Below are 20,188 nucleotides of genomic sequence, written 5' to 3'. Positions count from 1 at the left end.
GGTGATGTAAAATACTATTTGTAAAGAGGTGGAAATGTTGAGTGGTAACTTGAATTTATTTCCTCTTTCTCATCATCAAAAAAGAGTTTTAAATATCGAAAATTTATACCCCGAAACAGCTATTAATCATATTGGCGGCCTTATCCAAATCAATGGAAAACTTCATCTTGAGACATTAAAAAAAGCCATTCAGCATTGCATCAGACAGACAGAATCCCTCAGAATACGGCTCGTAAAGCAGGAAGGATCAGTTCTTCAATACATAGACGAAAAAGTGCAGGCCCATGTGCCATCAGTCGATTTCACTTCAACCGACCATCCATATGAAAGAATGCTAGATTGGGCCGAACGGGAATTTAAAATCCCTTTCTCTTTGTTTGATGGCGCGCTTGTTCAATTTTATGTTTTCCAAACAGATGAAGCAACATGCGGGTATTTAATAAAATGCCATCACATTGTTGCTGACGGCTGGTCTATGAAAATCATCATTGATAAGATTAAGGATCTGTACATTCTTCTGGCAAAAGGAGAACTGCCTGAAGAAGCCGCTGATGACTATTCAATTCTCATAGAAAAAGAGAAAAAATACCTTTCTTCGCCACGATATCAAAAAGATGCCGCATTTTGGAAAGAAGAATTTTCTCATTTGCCGGACAGCTTCTTGTCAAAAAGTTCAGCGAACATTGCTGGTAAACGCAAACGATTTAAACTAGACCAAGAACATTCTGCTGCTGTTTATGAATTTATTCAAAAGCAAGGCTCTTCGTTAAACGCATTGTTTACCGCATCGCTGTTTTGGTATGTAAGCAAAGCAACGGGAGAGACTGATTTGATAATCGGCACGCCGGTGCTAAACAGGTCTGGAAAGAAGGAAAAAAGCACGGCGGGGATGACTGTCAGTACGATGCCGTTCAGAAAGAAAACAGACCTTGACCAGCGTTTCTCAGATTTTTTACAAGAAGTCAATTCAGACTATATGAAATACTTTCTCCACCAACGGTACCCCTATGACGAACTGATAAAGGAATTACAGCTGGCAAAACAGGGATATGACCAGCTCTTCCAAATGTATATCAATTCATACAACACCGACCTTGCTTCTGATATAGATGGATGCCATGTCGAATATGATGAATTATATAACGGATCACAGCCTTATTCCCTTCAAATTGCAGTTAAAGAATGGGACGAAGGCGGGGCAATCGAATTGCAGTTCGACTACAAGGTAGCGGATTACAGCGAAACGGAAATTCAGCAATTGAAAGACCGTTTACTTCGCCTGATTTTATTGCTTATCGAGGACCCAGCCGTTCAATTCAGACATTTGTCTATATTAACTAAACAAGAAAAAAGGGACGAGATATTTAAGTGGAATCAGACGCAGGCCGACTATTCGAAAGAACAGACAATCAATCAATTAATTCAAGCAACAGTCTCACAGCATCCGTTTCGGACAGCGATAGAGGATGGGGGCAGACATGTTACTTATCAGGAACTGGATGAACGCTCCAACCAAATTGCCCGCTGCCTAATACATAAAGGAATAAGCCGCGGTGATTTTGTTGCCGTGAGCATGAAACACTCACCGGAGTTGATTGCTGTTTTACTGGGCATTTTAAAAGCAGGCGGCGCTTATGTGCCGATCGACCCCGAATATCCCGCGGAACGAATCAAGTATATTTTAGAAAATAGTGAAGCGGCGTTTTTGATTACAGACCCTCTTTTTAAAATAGACTGCCGTTTGCCAAGGCACGTGAAAAAAATCAGTATTGACTGCACCATGTTCAACGATTTAGATACGGGACAGTTAGACATCAGGAACGATCCTTCCGACATCGCATACATGATTTACACTTCTGGATCAACAGGGCAGCCGAAAGGCGTGATGATCGAACATCAAAGCCTTGTGAACTACATAACATCAGCCTCTCAGAATTATACTTCTTCCCAAGAGGACAGCTTTGCGCTGTACTCATCCATAGCTTTCGATTTAACCGTTACATCCATTTACACCCCATTAGTGACAGGAAATAAGATTGTCATTTACAGACAAGAAGATATCCCGGAATTTATACTTCATCAAATCGTAAAAGAAAAGAAAACAGCTGTCATCAAGCTGACACCAGCGCATTTAGCGTTGCTAAAAGATGCAAACTTAAAAGATTCCTCTATTAAAAGAATGATTGTTGGCGGTGAGCAGCTGTCTGTTTCTTTAGCACGCCAAATAACAGAAGCATCGGATCACCGCATCGAGATCTTTAATGAATACGGGCCGACAGAAGCGACCGTTGGGTGTATGATCCACAAGTATGACCGAGAACAGGATCAGCAAGCCTCGGTTCCAATTGGGGTTCCGCTGCAGAATACTGAAATTTATTTATTAGATGAACAGCTACAGCCGGTATTGCCGGGAACTCAAGGCGAAATGTATATATCAGGCGATAATGTCGCCAGAGGATATTGGAAGCGTCCGGATTTGCAAACCGAGCGTTTTCTGGATAACCCTTTCATAAAGGGCAGAAAAATGTATAAGACAGGAGATCTGGCGAAAAGAACGAATAGTGGATTGCTTGAATATGCAGGGCGTAAAGACCATCAAATCAAATTAAGAGGCTACCGTATAGAACTGGGAGAAATTGAATTAGCCCTGCTTTCTCTCGCGGAAATAGAAGAAGCGGTTGTCATTGATTTTGATGATTCACAGGGCGGAAAGCAATTGGCGGCATATGTAGTGAGCTCTGCACCTGTGCCAGTGCTGGAGCTTAGGAAAAAGCTTTCTGGCAAACTGCCCGTTTTTATGGTCCCGGCCTACTTTATCAAGATGGATCATATTCCGCTTACGCAAAATGGAAAAACAGACAAAGAAGCGCTCCCTGATCCTTTACTTTATCAAGAGCAGACAGATTACGGATTGTTAAATGAAGAGCAGAAAGAAGCTGAGGCGGTTCTTTTAGAAACCGCGAAGGAGATTCTCGGCCAGACAGACATTTGCCCAGAGGACCATTTTTATCAGCTTGGCGGAGATTCTATCAAAGCCATTCAATTCGTTTCGAAAATGAAAGAAAAAGGTCTTTTTATCAAGACTCAGGATATTATGACATATCCCGTATTTAGAGAACTTGTCAGTGCTGTGACCAGCAAACAATCGCCTGCAATTTCTCAACAACAGGCTGAAGGCAGAGTGATGGGCACACCGATTACCCAATGGTTCTGGTCCTTGGATTTAAAGTGCGCTCATTTCTGGCATCAATCGGTAATGCTAACTGCTGAAAAAGAGATTCACCTTGAAGACGTTAAGACGGTTCTGTCTCTTTTAATCAATCATCATGACAGCTTGCGAATGAATGTAGAAAAAGAGACGAATACCTTGGTCTATCATAATACAGATATCGAACCTTATATTGAATACTGGGATCTGTCTACTTTTTCCGAGGAAGAGCAAACCAAACAAATAGCGGTAATCGGGCAGGAAATGAGAAAAAGCACGGACTTATACAATGGAGTGCTTTTTAAAACCGGCATGATCAAAGCAAACGAAAAAACGCATTTATTATTCACAGCCCACCACTTAATCGCGGACGGTGTATCATGGCAAATCCTGATTGATGATTTTCTTGCTCTTTTAGATTCATTAGATAAGAAGGAAGAGAAGAGACTCCCTTTAAAGACACATTCTTATCAGGAATATTCACATTCGATCCATGAATACGCTTATTCACGTGAAGCGGAGGAAGAATGCAGTTATTGGAATGAAAAAGTGAAAAAAATTGAGCCGCTCTATGGGATTTGTTCGGAAAATTCCAAAGTTGAAAATAGCATAAAACTGAAACGGGTTTTGACAAGCCAGATGACCCAAAAACTGCTCAGTGAAGCAAATGAGGCATATCAAACCCAAACAAATGATTTGATTATCACTGCGTTAATCCGGGCTTGCCATCATTGCACAGGCAAAGAGGTTATTTCTTTGGAGTTAGAAGGTCATGGAAGAGAGCCATTAAAGGAAGACTTAGATTTTTCAAGGACGTTCGGGTGGTTTACAGCAATGTATCCCGCAGTATTTCAGGCAGAGGCTGATCTGCCAGCGCAAATCCGTTCAGTGAAAGAAAACCTGCGCAATATCCCCAATAAGGGGATTGGCTACGGCGCTCTCACCTATTTGAATAAACGAATGCCGGATCACAAGAAGCCTGAGCTGCGCTTTAATTATCTAGGAGAAGTTGACCGTTTTTTAGCAGATAAATCAGAATACCGCATGACTTATTTAAATTCAGGCGCTGAGTCATCGCCTGAAAATGATCTGACGGTCAGTCTTGATTTGACAGCGGGAATCTATGGCGGACAGCTAACGTTGGATTTAATCTGCAGCAATCTTTATCAGACAGAGGATATGGAACAGCTTTTAGATGAATTTTCTGTACAGCTGGAAGAGCTGACTGAACATTGCTGTAAACAAGAGTCTGTCGAATATACGCCATCAGATTTCGAAACCGCCTCATTATCTATTGAAGAATTGGATTCCTTGTTCAAATGATGAGAAACGTATGGCTGGTTTTCTGTCTTTGTATCTTGTCGGTTCAAATCTGGAGCGGCGGACACGCAAGCGCTCAGACGCCAGTTGATAAGCGCATTGACGCTCTGATCGAAAAGCAAATGAAGGAAAGCGGAATACCGGGGATCTCAGTGACAGTGGTAAAAGGAAATGCTGCGGTTTACGAAAAGGGGTTTGGTTATGCCGGCGACAGGCATAGCCGCCCTGTAACCGCCTCGACATTGTTTGAGTTGGGCTCAACCTCTAAAGCATTTACTGCACTGGGGGTACTTAAGCTTGTCCATTCGGGGGCAATCAGTCTAAATGACCCTGTCAGCCGGTATATCAGCGGATTTTATGCAGTTTACAACGGAAAGAAAACAGATATCACAGTTCATCAGCTGCTGCATCATACAAGCGGAATTCCATTTTTATCAATAGCGGATATCAAGATTGATTCTAAGGAAGATGCTTTGGAAAAAACGGCGAAGGGGCTAAAGGGAGTTGAACTTAGTCATAAGCCGGGAAGCACATTTGAATATGCCACAATCAATTATGATGTACTGGGATATATCATTGAACAGGCATCAGGCCAGCCGTACGAGCAATATATGGCTGAGCACGTTTTTAAGCAGTTAGATATGTCAAACACGTATGCTGGGCGGCACGCTGGTGATGACGGCGATGTATCATCAGGTTTTAAAATTGGATTTTTAAAGGCGAGAGCCTATGACGCGCCTGAGTATCGGGGAAACACGCCTGCCGGATATATTATCACGAACGCAGAGGATGTATCCAAATGGCTTCGATCTCAGCTGAATCACAGTGACGGTGATATAAGCCGTTTGATTGAGCAAAGCCACCTGCCTGATAAAAGCGTAAAAACGGACGAGCCTGGCGTGTATTACGGTGCGGGATGGTCAATTTTTGAAAAAAAGGGCAGGGTCAAAGAATTGTTCCATGCCGGCTCCAACCCGAACTTTTCTTCGTTTATTATCATCAGCCCTGACGATAATGCGGCTGTAGGGGTTTTGGCCAATATGAACAGCGCGTACCCTGAGAAAATTGCTCGTTCTGTTTTACAAGTGATTGCCGATCAAAACCAAAAGCAGGACGGTTCTGTCACTGATCCGTTTCAGGTCATTGATAAAGCTGCGGCTGCCTTGCTGGTTTTATTCAGTTTATTGCTTATTGTTCTGGTGTGGAGGGTTTATATTTTTCTAAAAAACGTTAAATCGAAAAATGTTCCCGTTCAGCAGCGAACAAGAATAAAGGCGCTGCTTTGGGGAGGGTTGCTGGCAGCCGGAATAGTGGTGCCGAAGCTTATTTCAGTCTTTGCCTTTAATGGCTTGCCTTGGAGCATGATATTTATTTGGGGGCCCGGATCTCTTCGTTATTTGGCGGCGGTTTATGGTTTGCTGCTCCTTGCCTCCTGTCTATTCGGTTTAACCGCTTGTTTTTTCAATCACCGTGCCGCAAGAAGGAGTGAGACGCATGAAATGTGAAACATCCATCCTTGGTATTCAGCCGTTTAACGACCTATTTTATCGCAGCTGTTTTTTTAACTGTTATTTTTCCGTGGTTCGCTCGTTTCAGCAAGAAATCTATCCTTATCTTTTAAATGACATGTATTCGTATCAATTGGATGAGGATGGTTATCCAATGGTTGATCGGACAGAAGTTTATGATCCTGAGTATGTCATGAATCAGCAGGGAATCATCGCGGATAAGCAATCGGTCAGCAGCAGTCTCATAGCTGATGTGAAACGCGATGTTCTTAAACATAAACCCGTCATCATTTGGTTGGATACATATGCGCAGCCTTATAGACAGGAATATATGTCTAAGCATAACCGGAACAGCATACTGATTTATGGCTTTCATGACGTAGATCAGTCTGTTCTTGCCATTGAAAACCGTTATCCCGATAACTTGTCATATGAAGCCAGAAATATTTCATATCAGCATTTGGCCAAAGCCTATCAAGGATTTCACAGTTATTTTCAGCCTCCTGCCGCTTTTCATTCATATGCCTCCTTTTCTTATGATCCGGGCAGGGACCGCTCAGGGCAAAGCATTTTCAAGGATGCGGCTGCCTTCTTTGCTCATAACATCACCGGGCATGTAGATCGGATGTTATCCGGTTTGGCGTCCTTCAGCCGGTTTACTGAGCAATTTCACAGCATAAGAGACAGCGAAAAGCTCCTTCATTCATTTAATGGGATTTTAAATGTGAAAAAAACAGAGCAATACCGCCTCGCATTTCTTCCGGATTTTCAACAGCTTGCCGCTGTGACATCTGACATTATTGATGAGTGGGAAGCAGCGCGGCATCTTGCGGCTAAGCTTTATTTTTCGGGGGGATCTTCTTCTGGTTATGAAGAGCGGATCAAAGATTCACTGAAAAAAGTGCTGGAGCTTGAAGCAGCCCATATTGAATGCCTGAAGGATATAGGAAAAGAGGAGAGGGTCAAATGATCAAATTATTCTGTCTGCCGTATGCCGGGGGTTCGAGCACCATCTTCAGCGGATGGAAAAGGTTTCTTGATGCGTCAGTTGAACTGGTGGCCCTAGAGCTTCCGGGACATGGAACGAGAATGTCTGAGCCATTGCTCAATCGTGCAGAATCCGTGACGGAAGATCTGTTTATGCAAGCAAAATCTCATTTGGGTGATTCGGATTATGCCATTTTTGGGCACAGCATGGGATCGCTGCTTGCATACGAATTGCAAAGGAAATTAACCATGGAAAATAAACAGCCGATCCATATGTTTTTTTCCGGGCGTTTCCCGCCTCATATCCCGGAAAAGAAAGTGCTTCATCAGCTTTCAAATTCCGCTTTAAAACAAGCGATTATTGAGATGGGGGGTGTACCGGAAGAATTCAGCAAAAATGAGCAGGTGCTTGACTTTTTCCTTCCTATTTTAAGAGCTGACTTTGAGTTGCTGGAAACATACAGGAATACAGCAGTTGCTCCATTATCCTGCGATATTTCGGTTTTTTACGGCAAACGTGATCTGCCGTCAGTGCTGTTTGATTTATCTGATTGGAGTCAGTACACCGATCAGACATGCAGATTTTACGAATTTGAAGGAGATCATTTTTTCATTAATCAGAAGACAGAAGAAGTGACAGCTAAAATCAATCATATTTTGAATCAGACAGGAGTGGTATGAAATGGATTTCAGAACTGCCGGTGTTATCGGAGGAGGCGTCATGGGGGCCGATATGGCTCTTGATTTATCTGCGAATGGGTATCAAGTGATTTTGCTGGATATCAGTGATGAAAAACTGAAAGCCGCAGAGGAAAACATTAAAAAGACATTCAGGTTTGTTCAACTGATGCGGAAAGAAAAATTCAGCATGTCATTGGAAGATGTGCTTGCTAACATTCAATTCACAACTGAGCCGCACAATGTGGAGCCGGCTGATATCATCATTGAAAACGTAACAGAAGATTGGGAGATCAAAAAACAAGTATATTTACAATTAAAGGATATCTGCCGAGAGGATGCCGTCTACCTTGTCAATACAAGCTGCATCTCAATTACGAAGGTCGGTTCACTGATGCATCGTCCGGAAAAGGTAATCGGAGCACATTTTATGAATCCTGTTCCTCTGAAAGAACTTGTAGAGGTGATACGGGGCGATGCCACCTCTGACGAGACTGTCAATGCAACCATCGAGTTTTTGAAATCTTTCGACAAAAACCCCGTCGTCGTTCATGATTTGCCTGGCTTTGTGTCAAATCGTGTGTTAATGCTGACCATTAATGAAAGCATTTGGACGGTACAAGATCAAGTGGCGACACCAGCCAATGTGGATAAAATTTTCCGCGGCGGGTTCGGGCATAAAATGGGTCCGCTCGCGACTGCGGATTTAATAGGTCTCGATACAATCCTTAACTCCTTGCTGGTTCTATATGAAAGCTACAAAGATTCAAAGTTCAGGCCGTGTCCGCTGCTCGTGAAAATGGTAGACGCAGGAAAGTTAGGGAGAAAGTCAGGACAAGGATTCTTTCAATACAGTTAAAGGAGGGGCAGGCCATTGAAAAAGGGAGTTAAGTGTGTTGTCTGGGATTTAGATCATACGCTATGGGATGGTATTCTGCTTGAATCAGATGATGTAAAGCTGAAGGAACATATCAAAGAGATTCTGACTGAGCTTGATGAACGCGGCATATTGCTGTCTGTCGCCAGCAGAAATGACGAAGCTGCTGCTATGGAAAAATTAAAGGAATTTGGAATAGACCATTTCTTTTTATATCCGGAAATCAGCTGGAATGCCAAATCGGTCTCTTTGGAAAAAATCAGCAAAAACCTCAATATTCATAAGGATACGCTTCTCTTTATTGACGACCAAGCGTTTGAAAGGGAAGAAGTGAAAAATGCCCATCCGGAGATTTCGTGCTGGGATGCCGTTCGGTATAAGGATCTAATCGTCGACCCGTTGCTGAAGCCTGCATTCGTAACAGAGGATGCCAAAAGACGCCGGCAGATGTATCTGGAGGATGATCGCAGAAAAGAGGATGAAGAGCAGTTTGAAGGACCGTCCGAACAATTTCTTGCCACTCTGAATATGAAGTTTACGATCAGCCATGCGCAAGAAAGCGACTTGCAGCGGGCGGAAGAGCTTACGGTGCGTACAAACCAGCTGAATGCAAGCGGAAAAACATACGATTATCAGGAATTAAATTATTTCCGAGAATCAGACTCTCATATGCTGCTAGTCTGCGAACTTGAGGACAAGTACGGCTCTTATGGAAAGATCGGACTCTCTTTAATAGAAGAAAAGGGAGATGAATGGCATATTAATCTTCTTTTAATGTCATGCCGGGTTATGTCCCGCGGTGTCGGTACCATATTACTGACAGCTATTTTAAATGAAGCGAAACAAAAAGGGAAAAAACTGTTTGCCGATTTTAAACAAACAGATCGCAACAGAGTCATGTATATCACCTATAAATTTGCCAATTTCAAAGAACATACGAAGGGACCGGACGGCTACATTCTATTTGAAAATGACCTGAGCCAGATTCAGCCATATCCTGCGTATGTCGAGGTCAAAACGGAATTCAGCCAATCACCTGTTGCGGGAAGCAGCAATTAATCTAAATAGCGGGGAGAGCAAATAGATGAATCTTCATGAACAAATTAGAGAATATATTGAACAAAATTTGGTGGTCTTTGACGATGAAATCGAATTAACCAATGATGATCACATTTTTGAAATGGGATTTGTAAATTCTTTATTTGCGATGAAGCTTGTAACATTTCTTGAGCAAAACTTTGGGTTTCAGCTTGATAACGAAGATTTAGATATTGCCAACTTCAGCACAGTGAACCGTATCGTCAGCCTAATTGAAAAGAAACAGAACGGAGCGCTTGCTAATGAAAACAGCTGAGATGAAAGCCGACATCATTCAAGATTTCCGGGGTTACTGCGATGAAAAAATCAGACCTTTTGCAGGCGAGTTTGATGAGAAGGAATGCATCCCGGCAGAATTAATAAAAGAGTTAGGGAGCAAATCTTATTTTGCTGCGGGTATTCCGGAAGTTTATCACGGATTGGGATTGAACCCTGTCGAGTACGGTTTGTTTACTGAACAAGCAGGAAAAGCGTGCTGTAATATTCGAACCCTTTTGACTGTAAATTCGTTAGTCGGTGAATCTCTGCTGCGGTACGGTACAGAGCGCCAAAAAGAAGAATGGCTTGTCCCCATCGGAAAAGGAGAGAAAATCGGAGCGTTTGCATTGTCTGAACCAAACATTGGTTCAGACGCAAACCACATTGAAACATCGTATACAAAAAACGGAAGCAGCTATGTCATCAACGGCAGAAAAAAATGGATTTCCTTTGGCGCCATTGCTGACTTTTTTCTGGTTATAGCCCGGGATGGAGAAGTGGTTACAGCCTTTATTGTAGACAGCCGCCGGAGCGGAGTAACGGTAAAAAAAATGGAAGGCATGATGGCCAATAGAGCTTCTTATCTTGCGGAAATAGAGTTTGACAGCGTCGAGGTTTCTGATGACCAAATATTAGGGCCCATCGGGGGCGGTTTTAATTACATCGTTAACTTGGCTTTGGATCATGGCAGATACAGTGTGGCATGGGCCGGATTGGCGATTGCACAGGAAGCCGTCGATTCTTTAGTCACATACTCACGGAAGAGAAGCCAATTCGGAGAGAAGCTCTACAAACATCAAATGATTAAAGGAATGATCGGTGATGCCGTAACACAGCTACATGCAGCCCGCGCCTTATGCATGAAAGCCGGCGAAATGCGGATGAAACAAGATCCAGAGGCCGTGACAGAAACGTCTGTCGCGAAATATTTCACTTCAAAGGTTGCTGTTGAGATTACCAATTCAAATGTGCAAATCCATGGAGGAAGCGGCTTCAGCAGAGATCATTCAGCAGCCCGCCTGTACAGAGAAGCCAAAGTATTGGAGATCATTGAAGGAACATCTCAAATTCAGCAGCAAGTTATAGCGAATTATGGATTGAGACGATATTTTGTCAAACATATATAGGCAGAGGATGGAGAGGATTCTGTGAGTGAGCAAATGAAGAAAATAGATAAAAATAACATAGCCAACATTCTCGGACTGACAACCATTCAGGAAGGTCTGCTTTTTCATCATTTAATGGAGCCGGAAGGCAATGCCTATTTTGAACAAATGCTGATAAAACTAGAGAGTGAACCAGCCCGTGATCTTTTTGAAAAAGCATGGCAGCAAACGGTTCAGCAAAATGAAATGCTGCGGACGGTGTTTAGGTGGAAGGAAACAGCTAAGCCAATTCAAGTGATATTAAAGCATCATAATATAGATATCCGTTATCAGAGCATCCCGTTCGAGAAAGGGATTTCTCAGGATAAGCTGAAGGAGGAGCTTGCGGCCCGTGATCGGAAAGAGCCGTTTCAGCTTCAGGAAGTCCCTTTTCGTGTCACACTTTATCAAACAGAAGAAAACGGGATCTGGATGATGATCAGCTTTCATCATATCTTGATGGACGGCTGGAGCATGGGGATTGTCCTCAAAGAGTGGATGGAGTCATATCAAGCGTTATCCATGGGTCAAACACCTGTTGTTTCTCAAAAACCGTCATATCAAGGATTTGTGAAATGGCAGCAGGAACAGCAGCGTAAAACAAAAGACAGCCAGGCGTCATTTTGGAAAGGGTTATTGAAAGACTGGGAGCCTGTGCAATTGCTGCCGAATACAGAAAGGCCAGGGAAGCGAAATGCTATTTTTTCTAAACATGAGATACAGCTTCCGGTTTCAGCAGGAAAGGCTCTGCGCTCACTCGCTGCTGAACGGCAAGTTACGCTTGCTTCCATTTTATATAGTGTGTGGGGGCTGCTGCTAAAGAAGTATTCTGATCAAGAAGAAGTGGTGTTCGGGACAACCGTTTCAGGAAGAAGCGCGGATGTACCGGGAATAGAACAAATGACGGGGCTGTTTATTAACACCATTCCGCTTCGTCTTCGCTTTGCGCCTCAATCCACGCCTTTAGATGTGATTCAGCTTGCGCATGAGCAGATTGCCAAAAGAAGTGAATATGAACATACACCGCTGTCTGATTTAAAAACATATGCGGGTCTGACGGCTGAGCAGTCATTATTTGACACGATTGTCGTGATTGAAAATTATCCGCTTGATCAAATGCTTAAGTCAAACAGTCTTCCTCTTTCAATCGAACAATATGACATGTTTGAGCAAACTGAGTTTGATTTGACATTGAGTGTACAAGCTTTTGATGAACATATTCATTTTTCTTTTATCTACAATCCTGGTGCTATGTCTGCTCTTCAAGTGAAGCAGCTTGGGGATCATTTTCTCAACCTGTTATCGGAAGTGATTGACAATCCGGCAGACAGATCTGTGCACCGCTTGAATATGCTTTCCGAAGATGAAGTGCATTATCAGCTTGAAGAGTTTTGCAACTATAAAGGTATGTCCGGCAACGAACATCAGACTGTTATTGATTTGTTTGAGCGGCAGACAGCAAAGACGCCGGACGCTCTTGCTGTGGAGTTTCGCTCGGAATCCCTGACCTATGATCAATTAAATAAAAAAGTGAATCAGCTCGCCCGTTTTTTAGAAGGTCAGGGAGTCAGACCTGCACAAAGAGTCGGTATTTTAACAGAACATTCAATTGAAATGGTGATCGCTTGTCTCGCTGTATTAAAAGCGGGCGGCGCTTATGTTCCGGTTGATCCCGATTATCCGGCGGAAAGAATTGAATATCTTCTTCAGGACAGCGGGATAAACCTGCTGCTGACAGAGGATATCGATGGGCTGGTTTACTCGTACGACGGTGTGAAAATAGATATTACCGATCAGAACCTTTACCAAGGAAACGACAGCAATCTGGTGAAACAATACGGTTCGCAAGACATTGCGTATTGCATATATACCTCTGGAACAACAGGCAGGCCAAAAGGGGTGCTTGTTAAGCATCTGGGTCTTGAAAATTATGTTTCCTGGGCCGCCGAGCAATATGTAAGAGGCCATAAAAGAGATTTTGCCCTTTATACGTCTTTATCTTTTGATTTAACAGTAACTTCTATCTTTACCCCGCTTATAACCGGAAACGCAATTATTGTATACCAGGATAAAAACAAGCAGCTTCTTGTGGAACAAATACTGAAAGATAATCGGGCCCATGTTATGAAGTTAACGCCGTCCCATCTTCATTTCATTTCCGAGATGCCGTTTCAGGACAGTGTCATGAAGTGCCTGATACTGGGGGGAGAGCAATTAGAAACCTCCCTTGCGGCGAAAATTGAACAAAACTTCGATGGGAAAATTGAAATTTTTAACGAATACGGACCGACGGAAACGGTAGTCGGCTGCATGATTCACCGCTACTCATCTGAAATGGATAAGGATCTGTATGTGCCGATCGGCCGGCCTGCAGCACATACTGATATATACATTCTTGATTCACATATGAATCTGCTGCCCCGAGGAGCAGCGGGAGAACTCTATATTGCCGGAAAAGGAGTAGCAGAAGGCTACTTAGGCCGGAAGGAACTGACGGCAGAGCGATTTGTGGCGCATCCTTTTAAGCCCGGAGAAAAAATGTATAAAACAGGAGACGCAGCCCGCTTTTTACCAGATGGAACCATTCAATTTTTAGGCAGAAATGATGACCAAATCAAACTTCGGGGCTATCGGATTGAGAGCGGGGAGATTGAACATTGGCTCTGCCGGTACGGACGGATCAAAGGGGCGGCGGCTGTCGTGAAGAAGGACGCGTCCCAGACACCGTGCCTGGCTGCTTATCTTTTCACTGATGAGACGATTGATGAAAAGCAACTGCGTGAATACCTGCGCCGTCATTTGCCTGAATATATGATTCCATCCCGATTTATTGTGATGGATGAGATGCCGCTGACGGCCAATGGAAAATTAGATAAAAAAGCACTGCCCGAGCTTGCCGCAGAGACAAAACGGAAGGTGCTTGCGGAGGCCCCCGCTTCTGAAACAGAAAAGGTGGTGCTGGAGGTTTGGAAACGTGTACTTGGTCAAGACAGCATCAATGTTCACGATAAATTTTTTGAAATCGGCGGCACTTCCCTGCATTTGATCCAAGTCAATCAGCAGCTTTCTAAGGAAACGGGAAAAAGTATTCCGATGGTTGAGATGTTCCGCCGTCCAACAGTTCAGTTGCTTGCTGAATTCTTATCAGGCCAGGATGAAGGGCAATCAAAAAAGAAAGCACCATTCATATCAAAAAGGAAGGCTCCTTCAAATGACAGCATCGCCATCATCGGGATGGCGGGGCGTTTCCCCGGCGCTAAAAACATAGATGAATTTTGGCATAATCTAAAAAACGGCAAGGAATCCATCTCTTTTTTCACTGATGAAGAGCTGTTTGCGGCGGGCATTGATGAACAAACATTTACAAGAGGTGATTATGTAAGGGCGAAAGGAATCATCGATGGCCCTGATTTATTTGATGCCTCTTTCTTTGGCTATTCACCGGGGCAGGCAGAGGTCATGGACCCGCAAATCCGCCTTCTTCATGAGTATGTATGGAAAACGCTGGAGGACGCAGGGTGTGTTTCTGCTGAATATGAAGGGAAAATCGGTTTGTTTACAGGAACAACCTCAAATTTTCAATGGCTCCAGCATTTCGCTGACTCATTAGACGGCAGGATGTCAGAGCTGTTTGAAATCGGCTCTTTAAATGATACTTATACAATCAGCACGCGGGTTGCTCATAAACTTAATCTGAAAGGTCCAGCCATTACCTTGCAGACCGCTTGTTCAACCTCCTTGGTCGCGCTGCATTTGGCTTGCAAATCAGTGCTGAATGGAGAATCTGATGTGGCTCTCGCAGGCGGTGTATCCATTCTCCATCCGGTTAAGTCAGGCTACATCTATCAAGAGAATATGGTGAAATCGCCAGACGGCCATTGCCGAGCCTTTGATAAAGACGCGAAAGGCACTGTAGGAGGCGACGGAGTCGGATTTGTCGCAGTGAAATCGTTGAGCCGCGCGTTGGCTGACGGCGATAGGATATACGCGGTTGTAAAAGGATCTGCGGTCAACAATGACGGTGACCAAAAGGTAGGCTTTAATGCGCCGAGTGTGGAAGGCCAGACAGAGGTTATAAGAGAGGCGATTGCTGATGCGGGGATTGAGCCGGAAACCATCAGCTATGTGGAAACCCACGGGACAGGTACGGCTCTCGGAGATCCAATTGAAATTGAGGCCTTAACCAAAGCGTTTCAAACGAATAAAACCGCGTTTTGTCGGATCGGTTCCGTAAAAACGAATATCGGACACCTTGATGCTGCGGCAGGCGCGGCGGGTCTCATTAAAACAGTTCTTTCTCTGAAGCATCAACAACTTGTGCCTAGTCTTCATTTTAAAGAAGCAAATCCGAATATTGATTTTGAAAACAGTCCTTTCCTTGTCAATGACACGCTCCGGAAGTGGAAGAAAACAAATGCTCCGAGACGTGCAGGCGTGAGCTCATTCGGTATGGGCGGCACAAATGCCCATGTGATTCTGGAGGAAGCGCCTGTCAGTGAACGTGAAAAACATACGCGTTCGTATCAGCTGTTTCCTCTTTCAGCAAAAACGATGAATGCTTTAGAGAAAACGAAAGACCTTTTGCTCGAACACATGGAAAGGAACTCTGAACTTAATGCAGCAGACGCCGCCTATACACTTCAGGCCGGAAGACAGCACTTTGATTATAGGCAAATGTTTGTGGCAAAGGACAGGCAGGATGTCATCCGACTGCTTTCCGAGAAAAAGGACAGGGGACTCAGTCGAATGTCGCGGTTTCAGGAAAAAAAGGAGAAAAAATTGATCTTCATGTTCACAGGCCAAGGCAGTCAATACGTGAACATGGGCAGGGATTTATACACGGAGGAGCCGTTTTTCAAAGAGACGATGGATCACTGTTTTCAAGAATTCTATGAAGCGACTGGTGAGAGGCTTGAGAATATTCTATACCCTGATCAGCAGGATGAAGACGCTGCCGCGATAAAGCTTCAAGAGACGAAATATGCCCAGCCGGCTATTTTTATGCTGGAATATGCGCTGTCACTTTTATTGATGAAGTGGGGGCTGCGGCCATGGGCTATGATCGGCTACAGCTTTGGTGAACTAACGGCTGCCGCGGTATCTGGAGTGTTTACGCTCAGTGATGCCATCAAGCTGATCAGCTTGCGTGGACAAGCGATGCACGAAGCGCCGTCAGGCATCATGTTAAGCGTGCCAATGCCAGAGGAAGAACTGAAAGCGATTCTTCCCGATTGCATTTCATTGGCTGTTGTGAATGACGCTTCTTGCATTGTGTCGGGGCTTGAGTCTGACATTTCAGCGTTTGAAGAACAGTTAAAAGCAAAAAAAGTGCTTTGCATGAGAGTAAAAGGCTCAATTGCTGCCCACTCGCACGTCATGGCTTCCGCCGCTGAACGATTTGGAAACACGGCTAAGCACATTTCTTATCAAAAACCGGGTGTTCCCTTCTTCTCGAATTTAACGGGAGACTGGATAGCGGATGAAGAAGCTGCGGACTATGACTATTGGAAGCGGCACATGACTGAGACTGTTCGTTTTGCTGAGGGGATTGGCGTGTTAACGAAGCAGGAGCATGCTATTTTTATCGAAATCGGCCCGGGACAAGATTTAAGTGTGCTGGTGAAGAGATCGATTAACGATGAGATGCGCCAGCATGTTTGCAATGTGCTGAAACACAGCAGGCAGAATATGTCGGATGTCCAATTTTTACTCAGCAGAATTGGCACGCTGTGGATGTATGGCGCAGTCATTGATTGGCGCGGGCTGCATGAGGGCAGAAATCCTGAAAAAATTACTATGCCGCAATATCCTTTTGAAAAGGAATCCTTCTGGCCCAAACGGAAGCATACTGCCAGCGGAAAAGGCAATAAACATTCCGGAGGAAAGCTCCCGCTTCAGGAGTGGTTTTATCTGCCGCAATGGGAAAAAGAAATCCTGCCAATTTCCCGAGAGATTGAAGCGGCGGAACAACGTTTGCTTGTCTTCATGGAGGATGGCGATTTTTCACATAAGCTTATTCAGGGGCTGCAATCTGCCTGTGCTTCTTGTGTCATCGTTAAAAAAGGGCATAACTTTCAGCAGGTTGAAAAAGGAGTGTACACACTTCGCCCAGACTCTGCGGAAGATTACTGCCATCTCTTTGAAGTGTTGGAGAAGGAAAAGATTCAGTACAGCCGGATTTTGCACCTCTGGGGGCTGGCAGAGAAGAATGAAACCTCTGCTGCCGAGTGGATTGAGCAGATGCAAAACGAATCCTATTACTCGTTGCTTTACTTAGGGCAAGCATTGAAAAAGAAAGGAACAAACCAGGAAATTTCGATCTTTGTATTATCGTCCCTTACGTATCAGCTTGGCGGAGAAGAAACGTTATATCCAGAGAAAGCCGTACATCTGGGGCCGAGTATGGTCATATCTCAGGAAACACCGTTCCTTCGCTATCGAGTGATTGATATAGACAGACAGAAAGAAGATTCCTGGAAAGAAGACAAGCTGCTGGGACTCATCAGATCTGAGCTGATGACCGAATCAGGCAATCTCCTAACGGTTTACAGAAATAATAAAAGGTACACCAGGAATTTTATTCACAAAGCAGTGCCTGCAGAATCATCGCAAGGGCACCTTCGTCCCGGAGGCGTATATATTCTGATTGGCGGGCTGGGCTTCATCGGTTTACATGCTGCAAAAACCATTGCTGAGAAAACAAAAGGAAAACTTATTCTGACAAGCCGTTCCGGCCTTCCGCCGCGGAGTGAATGGGAGTCCTTAATCAGCACGCATGCTGAGGATGATCCAACTGTTAAAAAAATAAAATCAATATATGAAATAGAACAAACAGGCGCGGAAGTTATTGCTGTTGCTGCGGATGCAAGCTGTGAAGCGGATATGTTTGAACTGGTTCATGCGGCTGAACTTAAGTACGGCTCCATACATGGCGTAATTTATGCAGCTGGAATAACAGGCGAACAATCATTCAGGATGATGGAGCAAACGGATAGAAGTTTTTCGAATGCTCACATTCAAGCAAAAATGACGGGCGTTGCGGTATTAGAAAAAGTGTTGGACGATCGGCCGCTTGATTTCTGCTTTTTGATTTCGTCCTTGTCTCCGATATTGGGAGGACTTGGATTTACCGCCTATACTGCAGTTAACCATTTTGTTGATGCCTTTGTATATCAACATAATGCGCAGCATCCTGTTCAGTGGACAGCCCTAAATTTAGACGGCTGGGAATTTGAAGACGGCAAAAGACCGGATATTCCAGTCGGAGGGGATTTAGAAAATACCCTGATTCGTGCGCATGAGGGCAGAGAGGTTTTCGAGAGAATTTTCACATTTGATCATATGGATCAGATTGTCGTGTCTGCCACGGATCTGCAGGAGAGGATACAAAAATATGTGAATCGTCTGCACCAGCCTAGCGATGAACAGCAAGAAGAGGACGTTTCGCTGTATGGGCGGCCAGAGCTTACCGCTGAATATGTTGAACCAGTAACTGATATGGAGAAAGAACTCCTTGTTCATTGGCAGTCATTTTTCAAAATTGATCAAATCGGCATAGACGATGATTTCTTTGAGATGGGCGGTGATTCTTTAAAGGCGATTACTTTCATTTCCATTATTCATCAAGCGTTCAATGTGGAAATTGCGCTGCCGGATTTCTTTAACATTCCGACGATCAGGCAGATGTCCGAATTTATCAGCCAAGCCGACAAGAAGATTTACAGAAAGATAGAAAAAGCTGAAAAACAGGATTATTATCCGCTGTCCTCAGCGCAAAAACGGCTTTATCTTGTTCAGCAATTAGATCAAACAAGCACTGGCTACAATGAGTTCACTGCCGGCCGGATTGCAGGAAAGCTCGATATGCAAAGGCTGGAGAATGCGTTCCGGCAATTGATTCATCGTCATGAGAGTTTAAGAACATCCTTTAAAGCAATAGACGGTGTTCCTATGCAGTGCATAGCTGAGCATGCGGAATTTCATGCAGACTTTTTTGACCTATCCCATTTGGCAGGCCAGGAAGGGCAAAACGAAAAAGAACAAGAAGTCATCAACAGCTTTTTAAAGCCGTTCCAGCTTGATCAGGCACCCTTGATGAGAGCTGGTGTAATGAAGAACTCTGAAAACGAGTATATTCTGATGCTCGATATGCACCATATTATTTCTGACGGTCTATCTCAGGATATCTTGGTCAGCGAGTTTATGGATCTATATGACGGCAAAGAGCTTGCACCGCTTGAACTGCAATATAAAGATTTCTCAGAATGGCAGAATCAGATGCTTCAGTCTGATGACCTGAATGAGGTGAAAACATATTGGCTGAAACGGCTTGACGGCTTCCGTGAGCTTCAGCTGCCGGCTGATTACCGGAGACCTGATGTCAAAAGCTTTGCCGGCGCCCATTATCGTTTTGATGTAAGCAAAAAAGAGCTTGAGGCGTTTAAAGCCATTATGGCCGATGAAGACGCCACGCTGTTTATGGGACTTTTATCAATCTATCAAGTCCTGCTGCACAAGCTCACTGGACAGTCCGACATTGTAGTCGGCGTTCCGGTTGCGGGGAGAAGGCAGGAGGAGCTGCAGCGGATCATCGGTATCTTCGTTAACATGCTTCCGCTTCGGTTTTATCCGAAAAAAGAGATGACGTTCACTCAATTCCTGCACCATGTCAAGCAGCTGGTGATTGATGACTTTGATCATCAAGATTATCAGTATGAACATATGGTTCAAGACTTGAAGTTAGATAGGACGTTAAATAGGAATCATATTTTTGATACCGTTTTTGCTCTGCAAAATCTAAGCCAGCCTTCTTTAGAGGTAGACGGGATCACACTAACCGACTATGAATATGAAACAGCGGTTTCCCGGTTTGATTTGCTTTGGATCGCTTCAGAAGACGAAAACGGTTTATCTTCTGTCATTGAATACAGCACTGAGCTGTTTACAAGAGAAACGATTGAAGGCATTGCGAAAGGGATTAAAAAGGTGCTGTCATCCGTAATTGATTGTAAGCAAACTGCTCTCAAGGATATTGACCTGACTTCAGGCATCAATGATTTAGAAAAGGTATCGTTGCTGGAACTAGACGATCTGAAAATCTAGCAGAAAT

At 44.0% G+C, this 20,188-nt stretch carries 9 protein-coding genes; all 9 read left to right on the top strand.

Features of this window, described 5'->3' with window-relative positions:
- The first annotated feature begins 34 nt into the window (after window positions 1-34).
- Genes QA442_RS18940 through QA442_RS18900 form a run of 9 tightly spaced genes read left to right on the top strand, consistent with a single transcriptional unit; the run spans window position 35 to window position 20,181 of the window.
- On the top strand, window positions 35-4,531 hold the full coding sequence (locus tag QA442_RS18940) for a non-ribosomal peptide synthetase (RefSeq protein WP_095432132.1): 4,497 nt from the start codon (window positions 35-37) through the stop codon (window positions 4,529-4,531).
- Window positions 4,528-6,033 carry a serine hydrolase domain-containing protein gene (locus QA442_RS18935; RefSeq protein WP_071581606.1) on the top strand — a complete coding sequence of 502 codons (1,506 nt, stop codon included), beginning with the start codon at window positions 4,528-4,530 and terminating at the stop codon, window positions 6,031-6,033. Before QA442_RS18940 ends, QA442_RS18935 begins: the two co-directional genes overlap by 4 nt.
- Window positions 6,023-7,006, top strand: a complete 984-nt coding sequence (locus tag QA442_RS18930) for a cysteine peptidase family C39 domain-containing protein (protein WP_071581605.1) — start codon at window positions 6,023-6,025, stop codon at window positions 7,004-7,006. The genes QA442_RS18935 and QA442_RS18930 overlap by 11 nt, the downstream gene beginning before the upstream one ends.
- The gene (locus QA442_RS18925) at window positions 7,003-7,704 is read left to right on the top strand and encodes a thioesterase II family protein (protein WP_014663082.1); all 702 of its coding nucleotides are present in this window, start codon (window positions 7,003-7,005) and stop codon (window positions 7,702-7,704) included. Before QA442_RS18930 ends, QA442_RS18925 begins: the two co-directional genes overlap by 4 nt.
- A gap of 1 nt (window position 7,705) precedes the next feature.
- Complete coding sequence (locus QA442_RS18920; RefSeq protein ID WP_095432133.1) at window positions 7,706-8,560, top strand: 3-hydroxyacyl-CoA dehydrogenase family protein; 855 nt, start codon at window positions 7,706-7,708, stop codon at window positions 8,558-8,560.
- A 15-nt stretch (window positions 8,561-8,575) separates the two neighbouring features.
- The gene (locus tag QA442_RS18915) at window positions 8,576-9,637 is read left to right on the top strand and encodes an HAD-IIIC family phosphatase (RefSeq protein WP_014663084.1); all 1,062 of its coding nucleotides are present in this window, start codon (window positions 8,576-8,578) and stop codon (window positions 9,635-9,637) included.
- Window positions 9,638-9,662: 25 nt separating this feature from the next.
- Complete coding sequence (locus tag QA442_RS18910; protein ID WP_003240117.1) at window positions 9,663-9,932, top strand: acyl carrier protein; 270 nt, start codon at window positions 9,663-9,665, stop codon at window positions 9,930-9,932.
- Window positions 9,919-11,061 (top strand): acyl-CoA dehydrogenase family protein, encoded by a 1,143-nt coding sequence (locus QA442_RS18905; RefSeq protein ID WP_095432134.1) that lies wholly within the window; start codon window positions 9,919-9,921, stop codon window positions 11,059-11,061. The genes QA442_RS18910 and QA442_RS18905 overlap by 14 nt, the downstream gene beginning before the upstream one ends.
- A gap of 21 nt (window positions 11,062-11,082) precedes the next feature.
- Window positions 11,083-20,181, top strand: coding sequence for a hybrid non-ribosomal peptide synthetase/type I polyketide synthase (locus QA442_RS18900; protein ID WP_095432135.1), 9,099 nt, complete (start codon window positions 11,083-11,085; stop codon window positions 20,179-20,181).
- The last annotated feature ends 7 nt before the right edge of the window (window positions 20,182-20,188 follow it).

Origin of the sequence: Bacillus stercoris (assembly GCF_029772985.1) — a bacterium.
Taxonomy (GTDB): domain Bacteria; phylum Bacillota; class Bacilli; order Bacillales; family Bacillaceae; genus Bacillus; species Bacillus stercoris.
This window is presented reverse-complemented; position numbering and strand designations above follow the sequence as displayed.

Bases quoted from the DNA above. Each gene is read 5' to 3' on its own strand.
- QA442_RS18930 (WP_071581605.1), top strand. From the start codon at position 6,023: ATGAAATGTGAAACATCCATCCTTGGTATTCAGCCGTTTAACGACCTA.
- QA442_RS18935 (WP_071581606.1), top strand. From the start codon at position 4,528: ATGATGAGAAACGTATGGCTGGTTTTCTGTCTTTGTATCTTGTCGGTT.
- QA442_RS18920 (WP_095432133.1), top strand. From the start codon at position 7,706: ATGGATTTCAGAACTGCCGGTGTTATCGGAGGAGGCGTCATGGGGGCC.
- QA442_RS18910 (WP_003240117.1), top strand. From the start codon at position 9,663: ATGAATCTTCATGAACAAATTAGAGAATATATTGAACAAAATTTGGTG.
- QA442_RS18925 (WP_014663082.1), top strand. From the start codon at position 7,003: ATGATCAAATTATTCTGTCTGCCGTATGCCGGGGGTTCGAGCACCATC.
- QA442_RS18905 (WP_095432134.1), top strand. From the start codon at position 9,919: ATGAAAACAGCTGAGATGAAAGCCGACATCATTCAAGATTTCCGGGGT.
- QA442_RS18940 (WP_095432132.1), top strand. From the start codon at position 35: ATGTTGAGTGGTAACTTGAATTTATTTCCTCTTTCTCATCATCAAAAA.